16 protein-coding genes are annotated in these 19,951 nt (G+C 53.8%); 5 read left to right on the forward strand and 11 right to left on the reverse strand.

The window, feature by feature from the left end:
• Nucleotides 1–140 precede the first annotated feature (140 nt).
• The 4 genes from BUB13_RS07350 (at nt 141) to BUB13_RS07365 (ending at nt 5,422) form a co-directional block, all read left to right on the forward strand.
• Complete coding sequence (locus BUB13_RS07350; RefSeq protein ID WP_072907402.1) at nt 141–1,697, forward strand: sensor domain-containing diguanylate cyclase; 1,557 nt, start codon at nt 141–143, stop codon at nt 1,695–1,697.
• Between the two features lie 116 nt (nt 1,698–1,813).
• A complete protein-coding gene (locus BUB13_RS07355; RefSeq protein WP_072907404.1) occupies nt 1,814–3,199 on the forward strand; it encodes an FAD-binding oxidoreductase in 1,386 nt (461 codons plus the stop codon).
• 123 nt (nt 3,200–3,322) lie between these two features.
• Nucleotides 3,323–4,582 carry a (Fe-S)-binding protein gene (locus BUB13_RS07360; RefSeq protein WP_072907406.1) on the forward strand — a complete coding sequence of 420 codons (1,260 nt, stop codon included), beginning with the start codon at nt 3,323–3,325 and terminating at the stop codon, nt 4,580–4,582.
• A gap of 15 nt (nt 4,583–4,597) precedes the next feature.
• A complete protein-coding gene (locus BUB13_RS07365) occupies nt 4,598–5,422 on the forward strand; it encodes an ion transporter (protein WP_072907408.1) in 825 nt (274 codons plus the stop codon).
• A gap of 6 nt (nt 5,423–5,428) precedes the next feature.
• Here the strand turns inward: BUB13_RS07365 and BUB13_RS07370 are convergent, their stop codons facing one another.
• The 11 genes from BUB13_RS07370 to BUB13_RS19040 form a co-directional block, all read right to left on the reverse strand.
• Nucleotides 5,429–7,189, reverse strand: coding sequence for an ATP-binding cassette domain-containing protein (locus BUB13_RS07370; protein WP_072907410.1), 1,761 nt, complete (start codon nt 7,187–7,189; stop codon nt 5,429–5,431).
• A 69-nt stretch (nt 7,190–7,258) separates the two neighbouring features.
• Entirely contained in the window at nt 7,259–8,980 is a 1,722-nt protein-coding gene (locus BUB13_RS07375; RefSeq protein ID WP_072907411.1) for an FG-GAP-like repeat-containing protein, read from the reverse strand.
• A 142-nt stretch (nt 8,981–9,122) separates the two neighbouring features.
• Nucleotides 9,123–10,310, reverse strand: coding sequence for a hypothetical protein (locus tag BUB13_RS07380; protein ID WP_072907413.1), 1,188 nt, complete (start codon nt 10,308–10,310; stop codon nt 9,123–9,125).
• A 400-nt stretch (nt 10,311–10,710) separates the two neighbouring features.
• Nucleotides 10,711–12,435 carry an FG-GAP repeat domain-containing protein gene (locus BUB13_RS07385; protein ID WP_072907415.1) on the reverse strand — a complete coding sequence of 575 codons (1,725 nt, stop codon included), beginning with the start codon at nt 12,433–12,435 and terminating at the stop codon, nt 10,711–10,713.
• Nucleotides 12,436–12,578: 143 nt separating this feature from the next.
• A complete protein-coding gene (locus BUB13_RS07390) occupies nt 12,579–13,568 on the reverse strand; it encodes a hypothetical protein (protein WP_072907417.1) in 990 nt (329 codons plus the stop codon).
• A gap of 599 nt (nt 13,569–14,167) precedes the next feature.
• Entirely contained in the window at nt 14,168–14,572 is a 405-nt protein-coding gene (gene mce, locus BUB13_RS07395) for a methylmalonyl-CoA epimerase (protein WP_072907419.1), read from the reverse strand.
• A gap of 90 nt (nt 14,573–14,662) precedes the next feature.
• A complete protein-coding gene (locus BUB13_RS07400) occupies nt 14,663–15,046 on the reverse strand; it encodes a GxxExxY protein (RefSeq protein ID WP_072907421.1) in 384 nt (127 codons plus the stop codon).
• Between the two features lie 62 nt (nt 15,047–15,108).
• Nucleotides 15,109–16,113 (reverse strand): methylmalonyl Co-A mutase-associated GTPase MeaB, encoded by a 1,005-nt coding sequence (gene meaB, locus BUB13_RS07405; protein ID WP_244151844.1) that lies wholly within the window; start codon nt 16,111–16,113, stop codon nt 15,109–15,111.
• 113 nt (nt 16,114–16,226) lie between these two features.
• Nucleotides 16,227–18,365, reverse strand: coding sequence for a methylmalonyl-CoA mutase (gene scpA / locus BUB13_RS07410; RefSeq protein WP_072907423.1), 2,139 nt, complete (start codon nt 18,363–18,365; stop codon nt 16,227–16,229).
• Between the two features lie 151 nt (nt 18,366–18,516).
• Entirely contained in the window at nt 18,517–19,077 is a 561-nt protein-coding gene (locus tag BUB13_RS07415; protein ID WP_072907425.1) for a helix-turn-helix domain-containing protein, read from the reverse strand.
• The gene (locus tag BUB13_RS19040) at nt 18,965–19,450 is read right to left on the reverse strand and encodes a hypothetical protein (RefSeq protein WP_167366807.1); all 486 of its coding nucleotides are present in this window, start codon (nt 19,448–19,450) and stop codon (nt 18,965–18,967) included. The genes BUB13_RS07415 and BUB13_RS19040 overlap by 113 nt, the downstream gene beginning before the upstream one ends.
• Nucleotides 19,451–19,642: 192 nt before the next feature.
• Here BUB13_RS19040 and groES point away from each other — a divergent pair, with 192 nt between their 5' ends.
• Nucleotides 19,643–19,933 (forward strand): co-chaperone GroES, encoded by a 291-nt coding sequence (gene groES / locus BUB13_RS07420; protein ID WP_072907427.1) that lies wholly within the window; start codon nt 19,643–19,645, stop codon nt 19,931–19,933.
• The last annotated feature ends 18 nt before the right edge of the window (nt 19,934–19,951 follow it).

The raw sequence follows: 19,951 nt of genomic DNA on the forward strand, positions 1-19,951 counted from the left end.
CTCCCTTGGGGAGAAGGTGCCCGTAGGGCGGATGAGGGGGCCTTGGCCATACAGCTTCCCCTCACCCCAGCCCTCTCCCCTGGGGAGAGGGAGCAGTTGATAGCAATCAAACCGTTCTAGTTTTTTTAGAGGTAAATGCCATGCCGACAAAAGAAGAAGTGCTGCAGCAGGTGATCGATAGCGGGTCGCTGCCGACCCTGTCGACGGTGGCCTCGAAGCTGATCAATATCACCGGCAAAGAGGAAACCACGATTTACGACATCACCAAGCTGATTGCCCAAGATGTTTCGCTGTCGACGAAAATCCTCAAGGTGGTCAATTCCTCTTTCTACAATTTCCCCAACGAGGTCGGTACCATTCAGCAGGCGGTGGCGATTCTCGGCACCAACGCGGTGCGCAGCCTGGTGCTTTCGTTCTCGTTTCTGAATATGGAACGGCCGCAGCACGGCAAGGGCTTCAATTACGAACGTTTCTGGGAGGAGTCGCTGGCGGCGGCGGTGGCGTCAAAGCTGATCATGAGCAAAGTTTCCGACGGCGATCCGGAGGAGGTGTTCACCGTCAGTCTGCTGCAGAACCTTGGTAAGCTGATTCTCGCCTGTGCTTTCCGTGAAACCTACGATCAATTGCTGGAGGAAGCAGCCGGCAGTGAAAGCAAGCTGCTGGAACTGGAAGATGAAAAGCTGGGAGCGAACCACGCTTACATTGGTGCCGAAGCCGCTAAGCAGTGGCAGTTTCCCGAATCACTGACTGCGCCGATCGTCTATCATCATGATCCTGACAGCTATCGTGGCAGCGATCCGGAGTTGAAAACGTCGATTCGCGTTGTGCACCTGGCAGCGCTGCTGGCGAACATCATGTATTCCGGCAAACCGATCGATTACCATGCTCCTTTTCGCGAGCGGGCACAGAAAATGTTCAAGCTTGATGCGCCATCGATCGACGATATTCTGGCGAAAGCGAACGTCGAGGTCGCCCAGGCGGCCGATTATTTCGGCCTGAAAATCGGCGGGACCGCTTCAATTCCCGAACTGCTGCAGGAGGCGAATATCGAGCTGAGTCTGCTGAACATGAGTTATGAGCAGATGAACCGGGAGCTGGTGCAGGCGAAGATGCAGCTGGAAAAGCTGACCGCAGAGCTGGAAGAGAAAAACACCTACCTGGAAGGGATCGCCAACCTCGATGGCTTGACCGAAATTTACAATCACCGCTTCTTCCAGGAATTTCTCGACAAGGAGATCAGCAGGTCGGTTCGCCGGGAAACTGAGCTCAGCCTGGTCTTGGCAGATATCGACAACTTCAAGAAGTTCAACGATTTTCATGGCCACCAGGCCGGCGACTACGTGCTCAAGGAGTTTGCCGCGCTTTGTGGCAGCCTGATTCGAGAGTATGATCTGCTGGCGCGCTACGGCGGCGAGGAGTTTGTTTTTGTTCTGCCGGAAACCGACCCGGATGATGCCATGATCGTCGCGGAGAAGATCCGCTCGGCGATCGAGGAGCATACTTTCACTTATGGCGAGGATGAGTATCATGTCACCAGCAGTTTCGGTGTCGCCAGTTTCATTCATGGTGGCAAGCTACGCATGAAAAAATCGGACCTGATCGAACAGGCCGACAAGGCGCTTTACAGTGCGAAAAAGAAAGGGCGCAACCGGGTTGAGCTTTTCGTGGAAAAAAGCGGCTGGTTCGGCAGAAAGTAGACTTATCAGGTCATTTATATGATAATGGCTCGGCAGCCATTGGAATTTGCGGGCACGGGGGCGCCATTTTATGGTACTCTTCGTGCCTTCTAAATTTTTGCCAGAGGATACAGGTTATGTTGAACACCGAATTTATCGCAAAGTTACAGCAGGTCGTCGGCGCTGAAAATGTTTCGACCAATCAGGCCGACCTGATCTGCTACTCCTACGATGCCACGCAGAAGCAGTTTCTGCCCGACGTGGTGGTGCACCCGAGCTCAGTGGAAGAAATTTCCGCCATCATGAAGCTGGCGAATGAAACCGGTATCCCGGTTTTCCCACGCGGTGCCGGGAGCGGTTTTACCGGCGGTAGCCTGCCGGTCGGTGGTGGTATCGTGCTGGTGACAACCCGCCTGGATAAAATCCTCGAAATCGATGAAGAGAACCTGGTTGCCACTGTCGAGCCGGGACTTGTCACTGAAGATTTCCAGAAAGCGGTCGAAAAGGTCGGCCTGTTTTATCCCCCCGACCCGGCTTCGCTGAAATTTTCCACTCTGGGCGGCAACGTCGCCGAGTGTGCTGGTGGACCGCGTTGCGTTAAATACGGTGTGACCAAAGATTATATTCTCGGACTGGAGATTGTCACCCCGACCGGTGATATCATCAAGACCGGTGGCCCGACCATGAAGGGTGTCGTCGGCTACGACCTGACCAAGCTGATCTGTGGCTCTGAGGGAACGCTGGCGATCATCACCAAGATCATCGTCAAGCTGCTGCCGAAGCCGGAAGCGAAGAAGACCATGCTCGTGATGTTCGATTCTATTGACGGCGCGGCACAGGCGGTTTCCGATATCATCCGCAACAAAATTATCCCGACCACGCTGGAATTTATGGATGGTCGGACCGTCGACTGCGTCCGCCAGGCGACCGATCTGGAAGTGCCGGATACGGCCAATGCTGTGTTGATTATCGAGGTTGACGGCGACAAGGAATTCCTCGACAAGCAGGCTAGTCGCATTGCCGAGATCACCAAGCCGCTGGGTGTGGTTGAAACCCGCATCGCTGAAACGCCGGAAGAGTCGGAAGCGCTCTGGCAGATCCGCCGTTCGGTTTCGGCATCGCTGCGCAAAGTCAACCCGGACAAGTTTAACGAGGACATCTGTGTCCCTCGCTCCAAGGTGCCGGAGATGATCCGCAAGATCGACAAGATCGCCGATAAATACCAGATTCCCATCGTCAACTTCGGTCATGCCGGAGACGGTAACATTCACGTCAACGTGATGATCGACAGTAAAGTCGAAGGTGAACAGGAAAAAGCCGATCAGGCCATCGAAGAAGTTTTCAAGGGAGCGTTGGAGCTGGGTGGCACCATGAGCGGTGAGCACGGTGTCGGTATCATGAAGGCCCCATATATTCCGTTGGAATTGAAGGACGTCGCAGTTGATTACATGAAGACGATTAAAAAGGCACTCGACCCGAAGAATATTCTCAATCCGGGCAAGATTTTCCCAAGTGATGTTTAGAACCTTATAGCCACCAAGGCACCAAGATCACCAAGGAAGTCAAAGTCTTTTTTGTTTCTAAAAAACTAAAAGTCTTCAGGTTTTCTTGGTGCGCTTGGTGTCTTGGTGGTAGAGATTTTAGTTATGGCCAAGTTGAAACAACTCGAAGATTATCGTGAAGAGATAGATCAGTGCGTCAAGTGTGGTTGTTGCCGTGCCCATTGCCCTGCTTTTGGTGCCGTCAAGCATGAAGGCCGGGTCGCCCGCGGCAAGATCGCCCTGGCCGATGCCCTGCTTAAAGGGGATGTCGAGATGGAAGAACGCTTCCTGCTCGATATGTCCCAGTGCCTGCTCTGTGGCAGCTGTTATTCGCAATGCCCGAACAAGGTGCCGACCGAAGAGATCGTCGCAGCGACCCGTTTGAAGATTGCCGAGAAGAAGGGATTGTCGACCTTCGGCAAGGGGGTGGCGACGGTGCTCAAGCACCAGGGACTGATGGATTTCGGTGCCAAAGCCGGCGGCAAGCTCTCGAGCCTGCTGTTCAAGAAGCTGCCGGAGGACAGCGGCATGCAACTGCGCTTTCCAGCGCCATTCGTGACAAAAGATCGCACCCTGCCGCCGATTACGGCCAAGCCGTTTCGGGATCGGCATCCTGAATTTATCGAAGGCGAGAAAGATAAGCCGACGGTACTGTTCTTTACCGGCTGCGGAATCAACTACATGTACCCTGAATCGGGTGATGCCATGATCAGGGCGCTTAAGTTCCTCGGCATTAATATCATCATCCCCAAGGATCAGAACTGCTGCGGGCTGCCTGCCGTCTCCGCTGGCGCTGCCGAGACCGTCGAAACCCTGGCGGAAAAGAACCAGAAAGTTTTCGCCAAACATAACTACGATTATATTGTCACCGCCTGCGCGTCATGTAATTCCGGCCTGAAAAATGTCTATCCCGGGATGGGAGATGAGTTTGCCGATTACCCGGAAAAGGTGAAGGATATTTTTGTCTTCCTGGTCGAGCAGGGTTTTGCCGATAAACTGGACGAATTGCCGAAGGCAGCGCAGCGCATCAAGGTGACCTATCACGACCCCTGCCACCTGCGGAATCACGGCGTGACCAAGGAACCGCGAGCAATCCTCAAGGCGCTACCGCAGGTCGAGTACGTCGAGATGGAGAACGCTGGCAGCTGTTGCGGTCTGGGCGGAACCTATTCGGTTTACCACTATGATACCGCCAAACAGATCGGCGCCAAAAAAGCCAACTTCATTAATGAAAGTGGTGCCGAGCTGGTTGCAACAGACTGTCCGGGGTGTATCATGCAGCTACAGGACAGCATTAACCATGCTGGCGGCAAGCAGAAAATATTGCATATCCTTGATCTGGTGGCGGACGCATTGCCCGACTGATTCAGGGGAGGGGAAATGCCAGAGCGGAAACCACAATCGGACAATAGTTTTCGGCAGAGGCTGCACGAAGTCATCTTCGAGGCCGACACCCCTGCCGGGAAGTTGTTCGACCTGGCGCTGATCTACAGCATCATCATCAGTGTTCTGGTGGTGATGCTCGATAGTGTCAGCGAGCTGCAACTGCGCTATGGCCAGCTGTTTTTTGTCCTCGAATGGGGATTCACCCTGCTGTTTACCGTCGAGTACCTGCTGCGCCTCAGCTGTATCGGCCGGCCGCTGAAATATGCAACCAGCTTCTTCGGGATCGTCGACCTGCTGTCGATCGTCCCTTCTTACCTGAGCCTTTTTCTGCCGAGTGGAAAATACCTGCTGGTTATCAGGATACTGAGGCTGCTGCGGGTCTTTCGTGTGCTGAAGCTGGTGCAGTATGTCGGTGAGGCCAATTACCTGCTGCGGGCGCTGCAATCGAGCCGACGCAAGGTGCTGGTGTTTTTGCTGTCGGTGGTGCTGATGATGGTGATTTTCGGTTCGGTGATGTATATCGTCGAAGGGCCGGAGCACGGTTTTACCAGCATCCCCCGCTCGGTATATTGGGCTATCGTGACCATGACGACCGTTGGCTACGGTGATATCTCGCCGCAAACCGACCTCGGACAGGCGTTGGCTTCACTGGTGATGATCATCGGTTATGGCATCATCGCCATCCCGACCGGAATCGTGACCGCCGAGCTGACCCATGCGAAGCAGGTCACCACCCAGAGTTGCCCACAGTGCAGCGCTGAAGGCCATGCGCCGGGAGCCAAACATTGCAAGGACTGCGGGGCTCTGCTGAACCCTTAGATGCAGTTACTCCGGAATCTGTTCCAGTTCTTCCCAGCGCTGATAGGCCGTTTCCAGCTCAGCTTCAATCGCCGTCAAGCGCTCCTGCATGGCGCTGATTTTTGCTCCGTCCCCTTGCTGGTAGAGATTGGGGTCAGCCATCGTTTCGTGCAGTTCAGCCTGCTCCGTTTCCAGCTCTTCTATCCGTTTCGGCAACTCTTCCAGTTCGCGCTTCTCTTTAAAACTTAATTTGCGCGGGCGCTCTTTTCTCGGCTTCTGTTTCGGGGCGGCTTTTTTCTCGATTGGTGAGGCGCTTTGCTGTTGCTCCCGTTGCCAATCATCGTAGCCACCGATAATCTCCCGGATGGTGCCGCTGCCGTCGAAGATCAGCGAACTGGTGACAACATCGTTGAGGAAGCTCCGGTCGTGGCTGACCAAGAGCACCGTCCCCTGGTAGTCAAGCAGCAGCTCTTCGAGCAGGTCGAGCGTCTCCATATCGAGGTCGTTGGTCGGCTCGTCGAGGATCAGCAGGTTGGCCGGACGGGTGAAAAGTTTCGCCAGCAGAAGACGGTTCTTCTCGCCGCCGCTGAGAACTTTGACCGGGGTGCGCGCGCGATCGGGGGTGAAAAGGAAATCCTGCAGGTAGCCGTAAACGTGACGCGCCTTGTCGCCGATCAGCACCTGGTCATGATCGGTGGCGATATTGTCTTTGACGCTCTTTTCCTCATCGAGCTGATCGCGTAACTGGTCAAAATAGGCGATCTGCAGGTTGGTGCCCTGGCGCAACTTGCCGGATGTCGGCTGCAGTTCTTCAGTGAGGATTTTCAGCAGGGTCGATTTGCCGCTGCCGTTCGGGCCGATCAGGCCGATGCGGTCGCCGCGCATCACCCGCAGAGAAAAGTTGTTGATCACCTCTTTGCCATCGGGAAAAGAGAAGTTCAGCCCTTCCGCTTCCAACACCATTTGCCCACTGCGTTGCCCGGTTTCCAGCTGCAGCTTGACGTTGCCGGTGCGTTCACGACGTTGCCGCCGTTCTTCGCGCATTTTCAGCAGGTCGCGCACCCGGCCCATGTTGCGGGTCCGGCGGGCCTTGATCCCTTTACGGATCCAGACCTCCTCTTCCGCCAGCTTCTGGTCGAAGCGCCTCCATTCCTGTTCCTCGGCGTTGAGTACATCTTCGCGTCGTTCGATAAACTGGTTGTAAGTACAGCGATAATCCTGCAGTCTGCCGCGATCGACCTCGACCACGCGGGTTGCCAGTTTGCTCACGAAAGCGCGGTCGTGGCTGATAAAAATCAAGGTTTTGCGCAGTCGCAACAGGAAATCTTCCAGCCATTGAATCGCAGCAATATCAAGATGGTTGGTCGGTTCGTCGAGCAGCAGTAAATCGGGATCGTGAGAAAGCGCAGCTGCCAGCAGCACGCGCCGCTTGATGCCGCCGGAGAGGGCATTGACGTCCGCTTCAGGATCGAGTTCCAGCTGGCTGATGACCTGCTCCAGGGTGATGGCGTCCGGTTTGCCGCTCTGCAAGAATTCGCGAACTGTGCCTTGCCAGTCGGTTGGAAACTCCTGCGGAACCAGCGCCGTCTGTAGACCCTGTTGGCGGATGATGTCACCTTCGTCCTGCGGCAGGTTGCCGTTGATGACTTGCAATAACGTTGATTTGCCCGCACCGTTGCGGCCGAGCAGGCAGATGCGGTCACCGGCTTCGACCTGCAGTGAAGCGCCGTCAAGCAGTTTCGGACCACCGAAAGCGATGGAAATACTATTCAGGGAGATCAGGCTCATAAATTCGTTTCATAACAAAAGTCCCCGCCGGGTGACGAGGACTTTGTGGTGATCAGTCAGTTTGTTTTGTTAGTTTAGTTCGTAGATGAAGATCGCTGATTGGCCTTTTTTCAGCAGGCCTTTGTGCTTGAAGTTGATCAGCATTGCCAGCTCTTCACTGCCGTCGTTATCGCTATCGGCAAGGGCGAAGTCGACCAGGTAACCGTTTTGATCGGAAGTGCGCCAGGTTTCCTGCATGGTGAAACCATCCCATGCCAGGGCCACGATCCTGCCGTTGCTGAATGAGCGGTAGCGCTTAAAGGTTCTGAAGCCATCGTTTTGTGGCACCAGCAACTCTCCTGACTGGGTTCGCAGAATGCGCTGCTGAATATAAACCGGGCTGATGATGTCCTTGCCGTTGTCTTTCGTTGGGTAGAAAGAGATCTCGCTGCCACCAAAGTTGTCGGTCGATTCCCAGAACTTGGAGCCATCGGCAGAGGTCAGGCTCAGGTAGTCCCCCTGGCTCAGCCTGGCGAACAGCTGAGCGCCCGAGGCGGCTGGCAGCGGCATGAAACTGTAAATGGCGGATTTGCTGGGCAGCCCAAGGTTGCTCCCTTTCTGTAATTGGCCGGCACTCAGCAAAATGCGGAACGGGGCACCGTTGAAAGGATTCAGGTGATTGCCCATTTCCTGGCCGACCAGGGTTGGGCCGCTTGCCGGGAAGTCAACGACGCGCAGAAACCAGGGGATGTTGCTCTGGGTAAAGTGATATTCACCATTGACGTTTTCCAGCACCATGGAGCGGAGTTTGTGATCTTTTCCGGCGGTCAGGTAGATTTCGACAACGCCATTGCTGTCCAGATCGATGCAGTCGATCGCCAGGGCGGTTACTCCACCGGGGAAAGGAATGCGCGCTTCTTCACGCAATTGACCCTGCTGAACTTCATAAATGACCAGCTCGTCCTGCATGGCTACCAGGGTTTCCTGGTGGCCATCATTGTCGGTGTCTGCGACTGTCATCGAAACCGGGGTGCCTTTAAATCCGGGGCTGCGCCAGATTCCCGCTGCATTCTGTGCAGCGTTGTTATGGATGATGCCGGATGGCGATGCTGTCTTCGGCGAAGATGCCAGCCCGATGGAGGACATGATGTTGTTTGCAACAGTTTCCAGCCCCGATTTTTTCTCCACGACTGGCGTAGAAGGCGCGGCAACTGGCTGCCGCATTTGAACGACCGGCGGCGAGGCCGGCTGTATATCTTTGTCTATCTGGTAGCTGTAAACTGTGAAGCCGTCATTGCTGATGATTTTCAGAACGCCTCGGTCCAGGCTGAAAGTCAGCAGCGGTTGCGTGTTGCTGCTGGCATTCTGCCATTCGAGTTGCGGCAGGGCATTTTTAAGTTCAGCGAGAAATTCCACATTTTGCTCGGCCTGTTCGAAAATGACCGGGACCTGCTCATAACGTTTCACTTTGGCCGCTTTGGCCGGCGTTACTTGTGACGAAAGCAGTTTGGCGTGTATGTAGCCCGACTTGATTCTGGTCGCCTGCAGGTAACCCTTCGGGTGCTCGATGGTGCCGAGAACCTCTTTGCTGATCGGATGGATCACCTGCTCCCCCTCTTCCACCAGGGTCAGGATATCTCCCTCTCTCAGTTCGCCGACAACATCCATGGCGACCAGGTATTCATCCCCGACCGGCATGATGATGTAGCCGTAGGCGGGGGCGAAATCGGTCGCGATCTTTTCAGGAATTTCGGCGGCCGCTGAAAAGGGAACCAGAAACAAGGCAATTAGAATAGAGATGTAGAATTTCATGCTGAAGTCCTGTCTGAATGAAAAGCTGAGTCGGGACAACATAGTAGCCACTTTCAGGATAAATGGAAAGGGCGAAGCCTGCTGGTGAAAAAAAAGCCCGCTGCTAAAGCAGCGGGCTTTTTGACTTTGCTTTCAAGTCAACTTAGAAGTTGACGTTCAGGCGGCAAGCAAAGGTAGTTGCTGCGTCGTCTTCAAAAGTGTCGTCAGAGTCAACGTCGGTGTAGGAAGCAGCAACGTCGATAGTGGTGTTTGCAGCGTACTGGTAGCGCATGGAAGCTGCCAGGGTAGTTGCTTCGAAGTCAGCGATGTCGTCGTCTTCAGTCATGGCGTAACCGACGTGAGCATGAGCAGCCAGGCTGTCGCTGATCTTGAAGTCAACGTACGGCTGGATGCCAACAACACCAGCGCCCTCGCCCGACGGATCAAAAGTGTCACCCAGACCGAAAACGCCGTAAGTGGTAGCCATGAAGCCGTCGTTCTCAGGGGAGAAGTCGTTGGCAGCCAGGTCAACAACTTGGTTGTCGCTGTCTTCGCCTGGGGCGTAGGTGAATACTGCACCAACGCTGACTGCTTCGCTAACGCCTACGGAGCCGTTCAGCCAGAAGTTGAGACCTTTGTCATCGGTACCAGCAGTTTCGCCGTCGATGTAGTCGATTTCGTAGCTCAGTTTAACAGCATCGAGGTCGTAGGAACCGGTAACACCGAGAGCCATACGCTCATCGTCAGAGCCTTGGGTGTTAACAAAACCAGCGAAGAACTGGGCAAAGCCGGCATCGAAGACTGCGGTGTACATGTCCTGATCGTCGGATTCGGTGAGGGTGCCTTCTTCAATCTTGCTGTAAGCGAGAGTCAGAGGGATGCTCTTCAGAGCAACCTGAGCAACCAGGTCGGAAGTACGGTCGAGCAGGATGTAGTTACCGAACTCAACGCCAGTGGTACCGAGGGTCAGAGTGTAAGCAGCCTGGTCGATGGTGACGAATGCCTTGTCAAGATCGAAGTCGTTGTCGTCACTTTCGTCGCCGACGGGCATGCCGTTGCCATTTCGCTCATCGCCACTGCCTTCCAGCAGGTCGCCACGGAAGGTTACGGTGACGCCTTCAGCAACAGCGATGTCGGTCTGTACGCGCAGACGCTGATAGAAGAACTGCTCGGAATCGTTGCAGTCATCGTCGTAAGGATCGCATGCGTCCGTACCGTAGACGTTATCAGTTGCGTAACCACGCAGTTGGTAGTAGCCGGACAGGCTTACGCGGTCATCCGCCATAGCGACCGGAGCGACGAAACCAGCGATCACCAGCAGAGTGATCATGACTTTCAGAAACTTGCTCATGGGTGTTTCCTCCTTAAGAGAGTTGAAAAAATGCCGAACCATTCGGCGAGTAAAGCATCTTTCAGCCAGAGCTCTGACTGAAGTGCGTTGTGTTTTCGTTAGCCGTTTTGCAGGGCAGGTGTAAAAAAAACCAAATCTGTAATATGCAGAAACAGTGCCAAGGTTTAGGCTTGAGTTTGTGTTTGTTAACCCGCTGTATTTCGGGCACTATCTGGAGTTGCCTCCGGGAAGGAACCCAGTGCAGTGCGAAATTTGCTCAAAGCCTGTTGTTTTGCTGCAATAGGTCCTGTTGATTTTCTAACACAGCTCATGAAGCGGAATGGTGTTTGCCGGCAGCCCAAAGCCGTTTTTGCTGCCGACTCATTTTTTCCGTTGGTGCGATTTCCGCGTTTTTCCGCTTTTATTGACTTAACTTGAAGCTGCGGATCGCTGTCGCTGCTTGTTTTTTAATCAGGCCGCTTTCGGTTTGTATCAGCAGGACCGCTTCATTGATCTGGTCGTTGTCGACGTCGGCAACAGTAAAGTCTGCCAGGTAGCCTGCTATGGTTCCGCTGCTCCACGATTCCTGCATCTCTGTGCCGTTCCATTTAAATATCGCCAGGCGACTGTTGTCGAAGCTTCGCCAGTAGGAAAGTATCCGCGGACCATAGTTTTGTGGGACCAGGAGCAAGCCGTCAGCAGAGGCCGACAGCTTTGACGGCATAAAATTCAGAACATCCGCCGGGCCGTCACCTGTTAGGTCCGATTCCAGTATTGTCAGCGAGCCGCCATAAACCTCTTCCGACTGCCACAGAACCGTCCCTTGAGAATCGCTGACAACCAGCCTGTCGCTTCCGTTCAGGTAGGCGAAGCCCGGTTCTTTGTCGATCCCTGCCAGGGGAATGAATCCATACAGGTTGCCACCGGGTAGTTCAAGCGTTTCCCCGGCAACCAGTTCATTGCCGGCGAGTGCGACTCTGAACGCTTTGCCCTGGAAGGCTTCACCGCGCAGACCGCGGTTCTGCCCCAGCAGGACAGGGCCCTCTCCAGGTAGCTCGACGCTGCGCAGGTACCAGCGGGTTTTCGGGGTGTGCTGATTGTAGCTTCCGTTTTCGTAGCGGACTGAATAGGAGGACATGATCCCTCCGACTGCTGCCGTTACGTAGAGTTCTGGCAGACCGTTGCGGTCAAGGTCGATCGCGTCAAGGCTGAGCAGCTTCGCCCCTCTTGGTGTATCCAGGCTCGCCAACTGCTGGTAGTTGCCTGCCGTGAGTTTACTGATGACTAGCTGGTTGTGCAGAGCGACCGCGATTTCCGACTGTCCATCACCATTAAAATCTGCGACCGCGATACCGATCGCTTTGCCGAGGATCGCCGGACTGTTCCAGTCGCTGTGGAGCGCCTTTGTAGTGCTATTCTGGGGTGGACCATCAAGGGGTTTTCCTGTTGAGACAGTGCTGATCAGGCCTTTCAGGGCCGCATCAAGGAAGCCGGTTGAAGTTTCAGAGTCGTCGATGCTGAAGACGTTTTTAGGGGAAGCTTCGTCGGCCTCTACAGGTGCGGACTGGATTGCACTGAGCCCCTGGTCGTAGATTGCGTACTGGTAGAGCAGGTTGTTCTCTGAGCCTAAAATGCTGAGTTGATTGCCTTCCAGCTGAAACGTCATGAGTGCCGACTCGGTGGCGTTATCAGCCAGCCAGTGGAGTTGCGGCAGGGCGCCTTTGATGTCCCTGATTGTTTCCGTGTCACCGGCAGTTGCAGCGATGATGCGCGCAGGCGCTTGCTCGAAGCGAACCACCTTGTCGCCGCGCTGCGGTTTCGTCTCTGTGCTCAAGGGTTTGGCGTAGGAGTAGCCGGACTTGATCCGCGTAACGCTCAAAAAGCCTCTGGGGATATCAAGGGTGCCAAGGACTTCCTTGCTGACCGGGTGGATGATGGCTTCACCCGGGGAGATGAGCGTGACAATGTCGCCAAGCCTGAGGTTGCTCGAGCTGTCGAGGTCAATCAGGAATTCCTCGCCGATCGGTATGATGATGGTTCCTTCGATGGTTTTCAGATCCTCGGCCAGCATAGCGTAGTTGCTTGCGAAGGCGGGGAGCGTCATTGCGAACAGCAGGATCAGGGCTAACAGCGTTTTTTTCAGCAAAGCGGATCTCCGGCGAAACTTGGTTGGTCAATTGTCAAAACGGCCTGCGAAGTATAGCGACAGTATGCGTGCAAGGAAATAAAAAACAGGACCCTGGTTTCCCGGGGCCCTGTTTTTTTGTTAGCTAAGCTTCTAATTGTGAATTAGAAGTTGATCTGCCACTTGGCGCCAACATAGAGACGGTCGTCATCGGCACCGTCTACACCGGCGATATCGCTGTAGTCAGCATAGACAATTTCAGGGCTGACAGTGAAGCCAGGAGCGATGGTGATCTGGTCTTGGATGAAGTAGACCATGCGGGTCTCTTTGTCGCCGGAGTCGATGTCTTCTTCAGCATAGCCGATACCTGCGCTGATCAGGTTGCTGTCGTTAGCCTTCATCGATGCCTGGACGAAACCACTCAGCAGTTCTGCGTCGTCATCTGCGGTACCATTGTAGGTAGCGCCGCTCATGCCGTATTGCTTGGCATTCTGGCCGTAGTTGATGTTGAACTTGAGGGCAATGTTGCCAACAGGCATGTTGCCGATAAAGGAGGCCAGGTAGCAGTCGATGCTGTCATCAGCATTGAGCTGGTGGTCCTTGAAGCCGAAGGCGGCGGTGTAGGCGAAGTCGCCTGCTTTACCTTTGTAGGCAGCTTCCAGTTTCGGCAGAACAACGTCGTCGGTGTCGGACTCGGTGCTGTTTTCAACGGCTGCGAACATGAAACCATTATCGAAGGCAACTTTCAGGGATGTCACGCGACCAGCGTAGCCAACCAGGCCCCATGCAGCACCACCAGCATCGTTGACTGCGTTGATTTTGGTGAAGCTGGCCGTGGTGAATGCATTGTACTGCTGACCAAAGCTGAAGGTGCCACCATCAAACTTATAAGCACCATAGAGGAGACGGAGGCTGCCGTCCTGGGCAATTTCGTACTGACCAGAGATTGCACCTTTGCTGGCTTTCATGCCGAAGCGGGAGGTGTTCATCAGGTCGAGGGTGAGGTTCTGGGTGTCGGCTTCGTCTACGTCAGTGTAGTAAGTGTTGACACGAGCCTGACCGTAAACGCTGAACTTGTAGTCTTCGGCGATTGCCGGGGTAGCTAGTGCTGCGATCGCCAGCAGTGCGACCGCGATTTTCAGAAATCTGCTCATTGGTGTTGCCTCCTTTAAAAAGGTTTGAGGGTTGCCGAACCATTCGGCTTTTCTAAAGCTTGACCTGCCAGGCCTTGTAAGGATTGTTTCTCCTAAGTCTTTCAGGTCGGCCTTTGTGAGATAATTTTACTCCCGCGGCTCAGTGGCCGCGAAATTATGAAAAGTGATTTTATTTTTTGCACCAAGGGTGCCAATAAAATTAACGCAGTTTATTTTTTTCTAACTAGTTGTTATTAAAACAAATTTTTTAATTGCGATTGTCTCAGGCGCAATCTGTTTTTTTTTCGCCAGCCGAATTGTAGTTTTACTGCAACACAATATTGTTGGTTCTATAACACAGGAAGCAAGATTGCAACAGTTTAATCTTTTTTCTTTATTGGTTTCGGTCACTTTTTAATTTTCCCCGTCGACAGGCAATGTGGCCGGCGGGGAGGCTGCTGTGAGTGTCCCGAGTGTTGCTATGATGCAGGTTGAGCATCAAAACCAATTAAATCAAAAATGAGTATATTTTTCGTGAAAATAAAGTCAATTGAAAAAAATTTAATACACTATAAGGCCCTTAATTTAAAGGCTAAATAAAAAATATAACAATGTTATTTTTAATGCCCGCATTGACAGATTTCTGTCAGTACGCCACCGGTTGCTTTCGGGTGTAGGAACGCAATCAGGCTGTTGTGGGCACCGCGGCGCGGAGTCTCATCGATCAGGCGGACGCCTTTTTCTTTCAGGTCAGCGAGCGCGGCTTCGATGTCTGCTACTTCGTAGGCCATGTGGTGGATGCCCTCGCCGTTCTTCTCCAGGAATTTGGCGACTGGTGAATCTTCTGCGGTTGGCTCCAGCAGCTCGATACGGCTTTCGCCGACTTGCAGGAAGGCGACTTTAACTTTCTGCTCGGCCACTTCCTCGGTGCCTTCGAATGTCATGCCCAGGCCGTCACGATAAAAAGGGATGGACGCGTCGAGGCTTTTTACGGCGATACCGATGTGATTGATTTTTTCGGTCATGGTTATGGCTCCTGTTAGTCATGTTTGTGTGTAAGGCTTGAAAATCTGGTAGCCACCAAGGCACCAAGGGCACCAAGAGAGGCCAGTTCTTCAAAGTGAAAATCTTTGGATTCCTTGTTTGAATAATGGAGTATTGAAATTTATCAGGAATCCTAGCTGTTTGTTGGCTAGTTTCAGGTAGCTGATGATTTGGGCTTGCCAGAGTGGGTTTGCCTTTTCGGTTGCTTTTAGTTCTACAATCACTCTGTTTTCAACCAGCAGATCCAGGCGAAACCCTTCGTCGAAATTGATATCCGCGTACTGGATCGGTACTGCAACCTGACGCGCAACCCTTAGCCCTCTACTTTTAAGCTCATATTCCAGGCAGGCTTCATAGACTTTTTCTAGAAGCCCTGGCCCAAGTTCTCTATGAACTTTAAAAGCTGCATCAACAACCACCTTGCCTATTTCATCATCCTTTTCGCAAGCTCCCATATCTTTCCCCCCCCCTAAAAGAATTTCTTGGTGTACTTGGTGCCTTGGTGGCTAAAAAGATTTCAATGCCGTTTGAACGCCTCCAGCAACCGTCGCGCTGCTGCTCCCGGTGTTGTCACTCCAGCATTAATGCCGGCTTGCACCTGTTCAATCATCCCGGCGACATGTTTGTCGCGCATGAACTGATCTTTCAACTCTTCCAGAACCAACGACCACATCCAGTCGTTTGCCTGTAGTTTGCGTTTCTCGTCGAATTCGCCGCTGGACTGCATCTTGACTTTGAACCCTTGGACTGCCTGCCAGAGTTCTTCGATCCCTTCATTGTGCAGGGCGCTGCAGAGCATTGCTGGAACGATCCAGTTCTGGCTTTTTGGTTTGAACAGGTGGAGGGCGTTTTCATACTGCTGGCGGGCCAGTTCGGCCTTGGGACGGTTATCGCCTTCAGCTTTGTTGACGAGGATAGCGTCGGCGACTTCCATGACGCCTTTTTTGATCCCCTGCAGTTCGTCGCCGGCGTTCGGTAATTGCAGCAGCAGGAAGAAGTCGACCATCGAAGCGACGGTAACCTCCGACTGGCCAACGCCGACCGTTTCGACGATGATCACATCGAAGCCGGCCGCTTCGCACAGCAGCATGGTTTCCCGGGTTTTGCGCGCCACGCCGCCGAGGGTGTCGCCCGAGGGGGAAGGGCGGATGAAGGCGTTCTGCTCGCGGGACAGCTCTTCCATACGGGTTTTGTCGCCGAGGATCGAACCGCCGGAGAGCTGCGAAGTGGGGTCAACAGCAAGGATGGCGACTTTGTGCCCCTCCGCGATCAGGTGCATGCCGAGGGCTTCGATGAAGGTACTTTTGCCCGCACCGGGAACGCCGGAGATGCCGATGCGGATCGAATTGCCGGAATCGGGCAGGAGGTTGTCGAGCAGCTCGACTGCGTCGGCCGAATGGTCCGGGTTGCGACTTTCGATCAGGGTGATCGCTTTGGCCAGGGGGCGGATGTTGCCAGTCCTGACGCCCTCTGCGAGTTTTTCAATATTAGTCAAAATCTGAACCTGTAAAAAATTAGCCACCAAGGCACCAAGGACACCAAGAAAACCTTTTCTTTTGGCTTAAAATCCAAAGATTGGTTTGTCCCTCTTGGTGATCTTGGTGCCTTGGTGGCTATCGGTTTTGAAGTGTTCTGTTACTTCCCTTCAATCGCGTCCAGTGTCTGTGCGGCCGAAACTGTGATTGGGGTGCCTGGGCCGAAAATCTTGGCGGCACCGGCCTCGTAAAGCGCATCGTAATCCTGGCGCGGTATGACACCACCGCAGACCACGGCGATATCATCTGCGCCGAGCTTTTTCAGCTCTGCGACCAGTTGTGGCACCAAGGTCTTGTGGCCAGCAGCCAGCGAGGAGACGCCGACGACATGGACGTCGTTCTCAACGGCCATTTTGGCGGCTTCTTCCGGGGTCTGGAACAGTGGTCCGACATCGACATCGAAACCGGCATCGGCGTAAGCAGAAGCCACAACTTTGGCGCCGCGGTCGTGACCGTCCTGGCCCATCTTGGCGACCAGGATACGTGGGCGACGGCCTTCCTTGGCGGCGAAGGCATCGATCCGCTTCTTCACTTCGTTGAAATCATTATCTTCGTTCACGACAGATCCGTATGCTCCTGAGACCAGCTTGATTTCGGCCTTGTGGCGGCCGAAGACTTTTTCCATGGCGTCGGAAATCTCGCCGACTGAGGCGCGCAGGCGGGCTGCCTTGACGGAAAGGTCGAGCAGGTTGCCTGCGCCACTTTCGCAGGCAGCGGTGATGGCGTCAAGGGCCTGCTGGCAGGCAGCCTCATCACGATCAGCGCGCATCTTGTTGAGGCGGGCGATCTGTGACTCGCGCACAGCGGCGTTGTCAACGTCGAGAACTTCGATCTCGTCTTCTTCGGCCAACTTGTATTTGTTGACGCCGACAATGACGTCGCGGCCGGAATCGATGGAGGCCTGCTTTTTGGCAGCTGATTCCTCGATGCGCAGTTTCGGCATGCCCGACTCGATCGCCTTGGTCATGCCACCCAGCTCTTCGATTTCATCGAGAATCTTGGACGCTTCTTCGATCAACGAGTTGGTCAGAGATTCGACGTAGTAGGAGCCGCCGAGGGGGTCAACGACGTTGCAGACGCCCGACTCTTCCTGGATCACCAGCTGGGTGTTGCGGGCGATGCGGGCAGAGTGGTCGGTCGGCAGGGCGATCGCCTCGTCCAGTGCGTTGGTGTGCAGCGACTGGGTGCCACCGAGAACCGCAGCCAACGCTTCCAGGGTGGTGCGGATGACGTTGTTGTACGGATCCTGCTCGGTCAGCGACCAGCCGCTAGTCTGGCAGTGGGTGCGCAGCATCGAAGATTTCGGGTTCTTCGGGTTGAACTGCTTCATCATTTTGGCCCAGAGGAAACGGGCGGCGCGCAGCTTGGAGGCTTCCATGAAGAAGTTCATGCCGATGGCGAAGAAGAAGGAGAGGCGCGGCGCGAAAGCGTCGACATCCAGCCCTTTGGCAACCGCCTGGCGAACGTACTCAAGGCCGTCGGCCAAGGTGAAAGCCAGTTCCAGCGCGTTGTTGGCACCTGCTTCCTGGATATGGTAGCCGGAGATCGAGATCGAGTTGAACTTCGGCATCTTCTGGCTGGTGTATTCGATGATATCGCCGATGATCTTCATCGACGGGGCCGGCGGGTAGATGTAGGTGTTGCGAACCATGAACTCTTTAAGGATGTCGTTCTGGATGGTTCCGGCCAGCTTGTCTTCGCTGACACCCTGCTCCTCGGCAGCGATGATGTAGTTGGCCATGATCGGCAAAACGGCACCGTTCATGGTCATCGATACCGAGACCTTGTCCAGCGGGATGTCGCTGAAGAGAATTTTCATGTCCTCGACTGAGTCGATGGCGACACCAGCTTTGCCGACATCACCGACCACGCGCGGGTGGTCAGAGTCGTAGCCACGGTGAGTCGCCAGGTCGAAAGCGACCGAAAGGCCCTGCTGACCGGCGGCCAGATTGCGCTTGTAGAAAGCGTTAGACTCTTCAGCGGTGGAGAAGCCGGCGTACTGGCGCACGGTCCAGGGACGACCGGCGTACATGGTGGCCATCGGTCCGCGCACGAAAGGCGCCAGGCCAGGCATGGTGTCGGCGGTCTCCAGTCCTTCGATGTCAGCGGCAGTGTAAAGTGGCTTGACGCTGATGCCTTCCGGGGTGTCCCATTTGAAGTCGGAGATATCATCCTTCTTCAGCAGTTTTTTCGCCTGCTCTTCCCAGTCGGCGATGGTTTTCTTTTCGAACGAACTCATAGAATGGATCCCTTCTTTGAATATCAGTTGAAAATATTGTCAGCCACCAAGACACCAAGGGCACCAAGAAAACCTTTTTAGATTTTAAAATCAAAAAACGGGTTTGACTCTCTTGGTGTACTTGGTGCCTTGGTGGCCAAAAAGTTTTGCTTTACCGTGTGACGACGGCCAACACCTGAACCGCCGAACCATCTTTGGAAAGCAGTCGATGTTTTACGGTGGAGTCGAAGTAGGCCGCGTCTCCTGCCTCGAGGATGAAGCGTTCGTCATCGAGAATGATTTCAGCCTGGCCCTCGAGGATCAGCAGGAATTCCTCGCCTTCATGGTTGTAGAGAGTTTCTTCCTTGGCTCGCTCATTGACAGTGAGCAGGAAAGGCTCCATTTTTTTATTCAGTTTTCGATAGGAGAGGGTTTCGTAGGTGTAGCCATGGCCGGAGCCATCTTTGGAAATAACCCGGCTGACCACCCGGCGCTCATCTTTGCGAACGATCTCGTAACGGGTTGCTCCCTCGCCCTCTTCGAAGAAGAAGCTCATTTTAACGTCGAAGAAGCGCGCGATTTTAGACAGGGTGGCGATCGGCGGAGAGACATTGTTGTTTTCAATCTGCGAAATCAGCGCGGGAGAGAAGCCGGTTTCGGTCGCAACGTCCTGCAAGGTAAGTTTCCTTTCCTTGCGCAACGCCTTTATTTTTTTGCCAATATCGAATTCCATGGTATTTAGTATGCCGTACGAAAATAGAAAAGGGTTTTATCGAGAGTTCCGTATAGCGGACGTGGTAGAAAATGTCAATATTAATATTTATTGGCAATAAAAAGGTTTCGTGCCGATAAATCTTTTTCACTTTCCTTAAAGTCTTGTCTAAATAGTTGTTTTTCTGCTGTAAGTTCCCCTTTTTTTGTTTGGCTGGAAAATTCATGTCCACCTCAGCCTTTAGGCTCACTTTAATCAAAGGACCTTGGTTCGTTGATGAATATACCATTTCGGGTATCTTAACTGCCTTGCCATGACGACCAGTGAAAGTCGTCGATGAAAGCGTTTCTTTACTGCGCTGTTTTGCAGAGGGAGGAGTACTGCGGATTTGCATGAAAAAATGACTTGACAATAGCGGGCGGCAGATTATTATGGTTGACCGTTGTTAGCACTCAGGCCCATAGAGTGCTAACAGGCATGAGTGGCTGACCTGCATAGGGATCAGTTATGAGCCACCTATGTCCCTTATCCATAACCGCAATGGCCGCAAGGCCCGCATTGATTGTTTGTGAAAGGAGATCCAACAATGAACATCAGACCATTGCAGGACCGCATCATCGTAGAGCGCGTCGAAGAAGAAACCACCACTGCTGGTGGCATCATCATCCCGGATACCGTTTCCAAGGAAAAGCCGCAGGAAGGCGTTGTCGTGGCTGCTGGTAAAGGCAAAGTGACTCCTGAGGGCAAAGTTCTGCCGCTGGACGTTAAAACTGGCGACAAGGTTCTGTTCGGCAAGTATGCCGGTAGCGAGATCAAGGTTGACGGTAAAGAATATCTGATTATGCGCGAAGACGACATCCTCGGTGTTGTTGAGTAAGGCAGCTCCGCTTTTCCG

The organism is Malonomonas rubra DSM 5091, assembly GCF_900142125.1.
Classification (GTDB): domain Bacteria; phylum Desulfobacterota; class Desulfuromonadia; order Desulfuromonadales; family Geopsychrobacteraceae; genus Malonomonas; species Malonomonas rubra.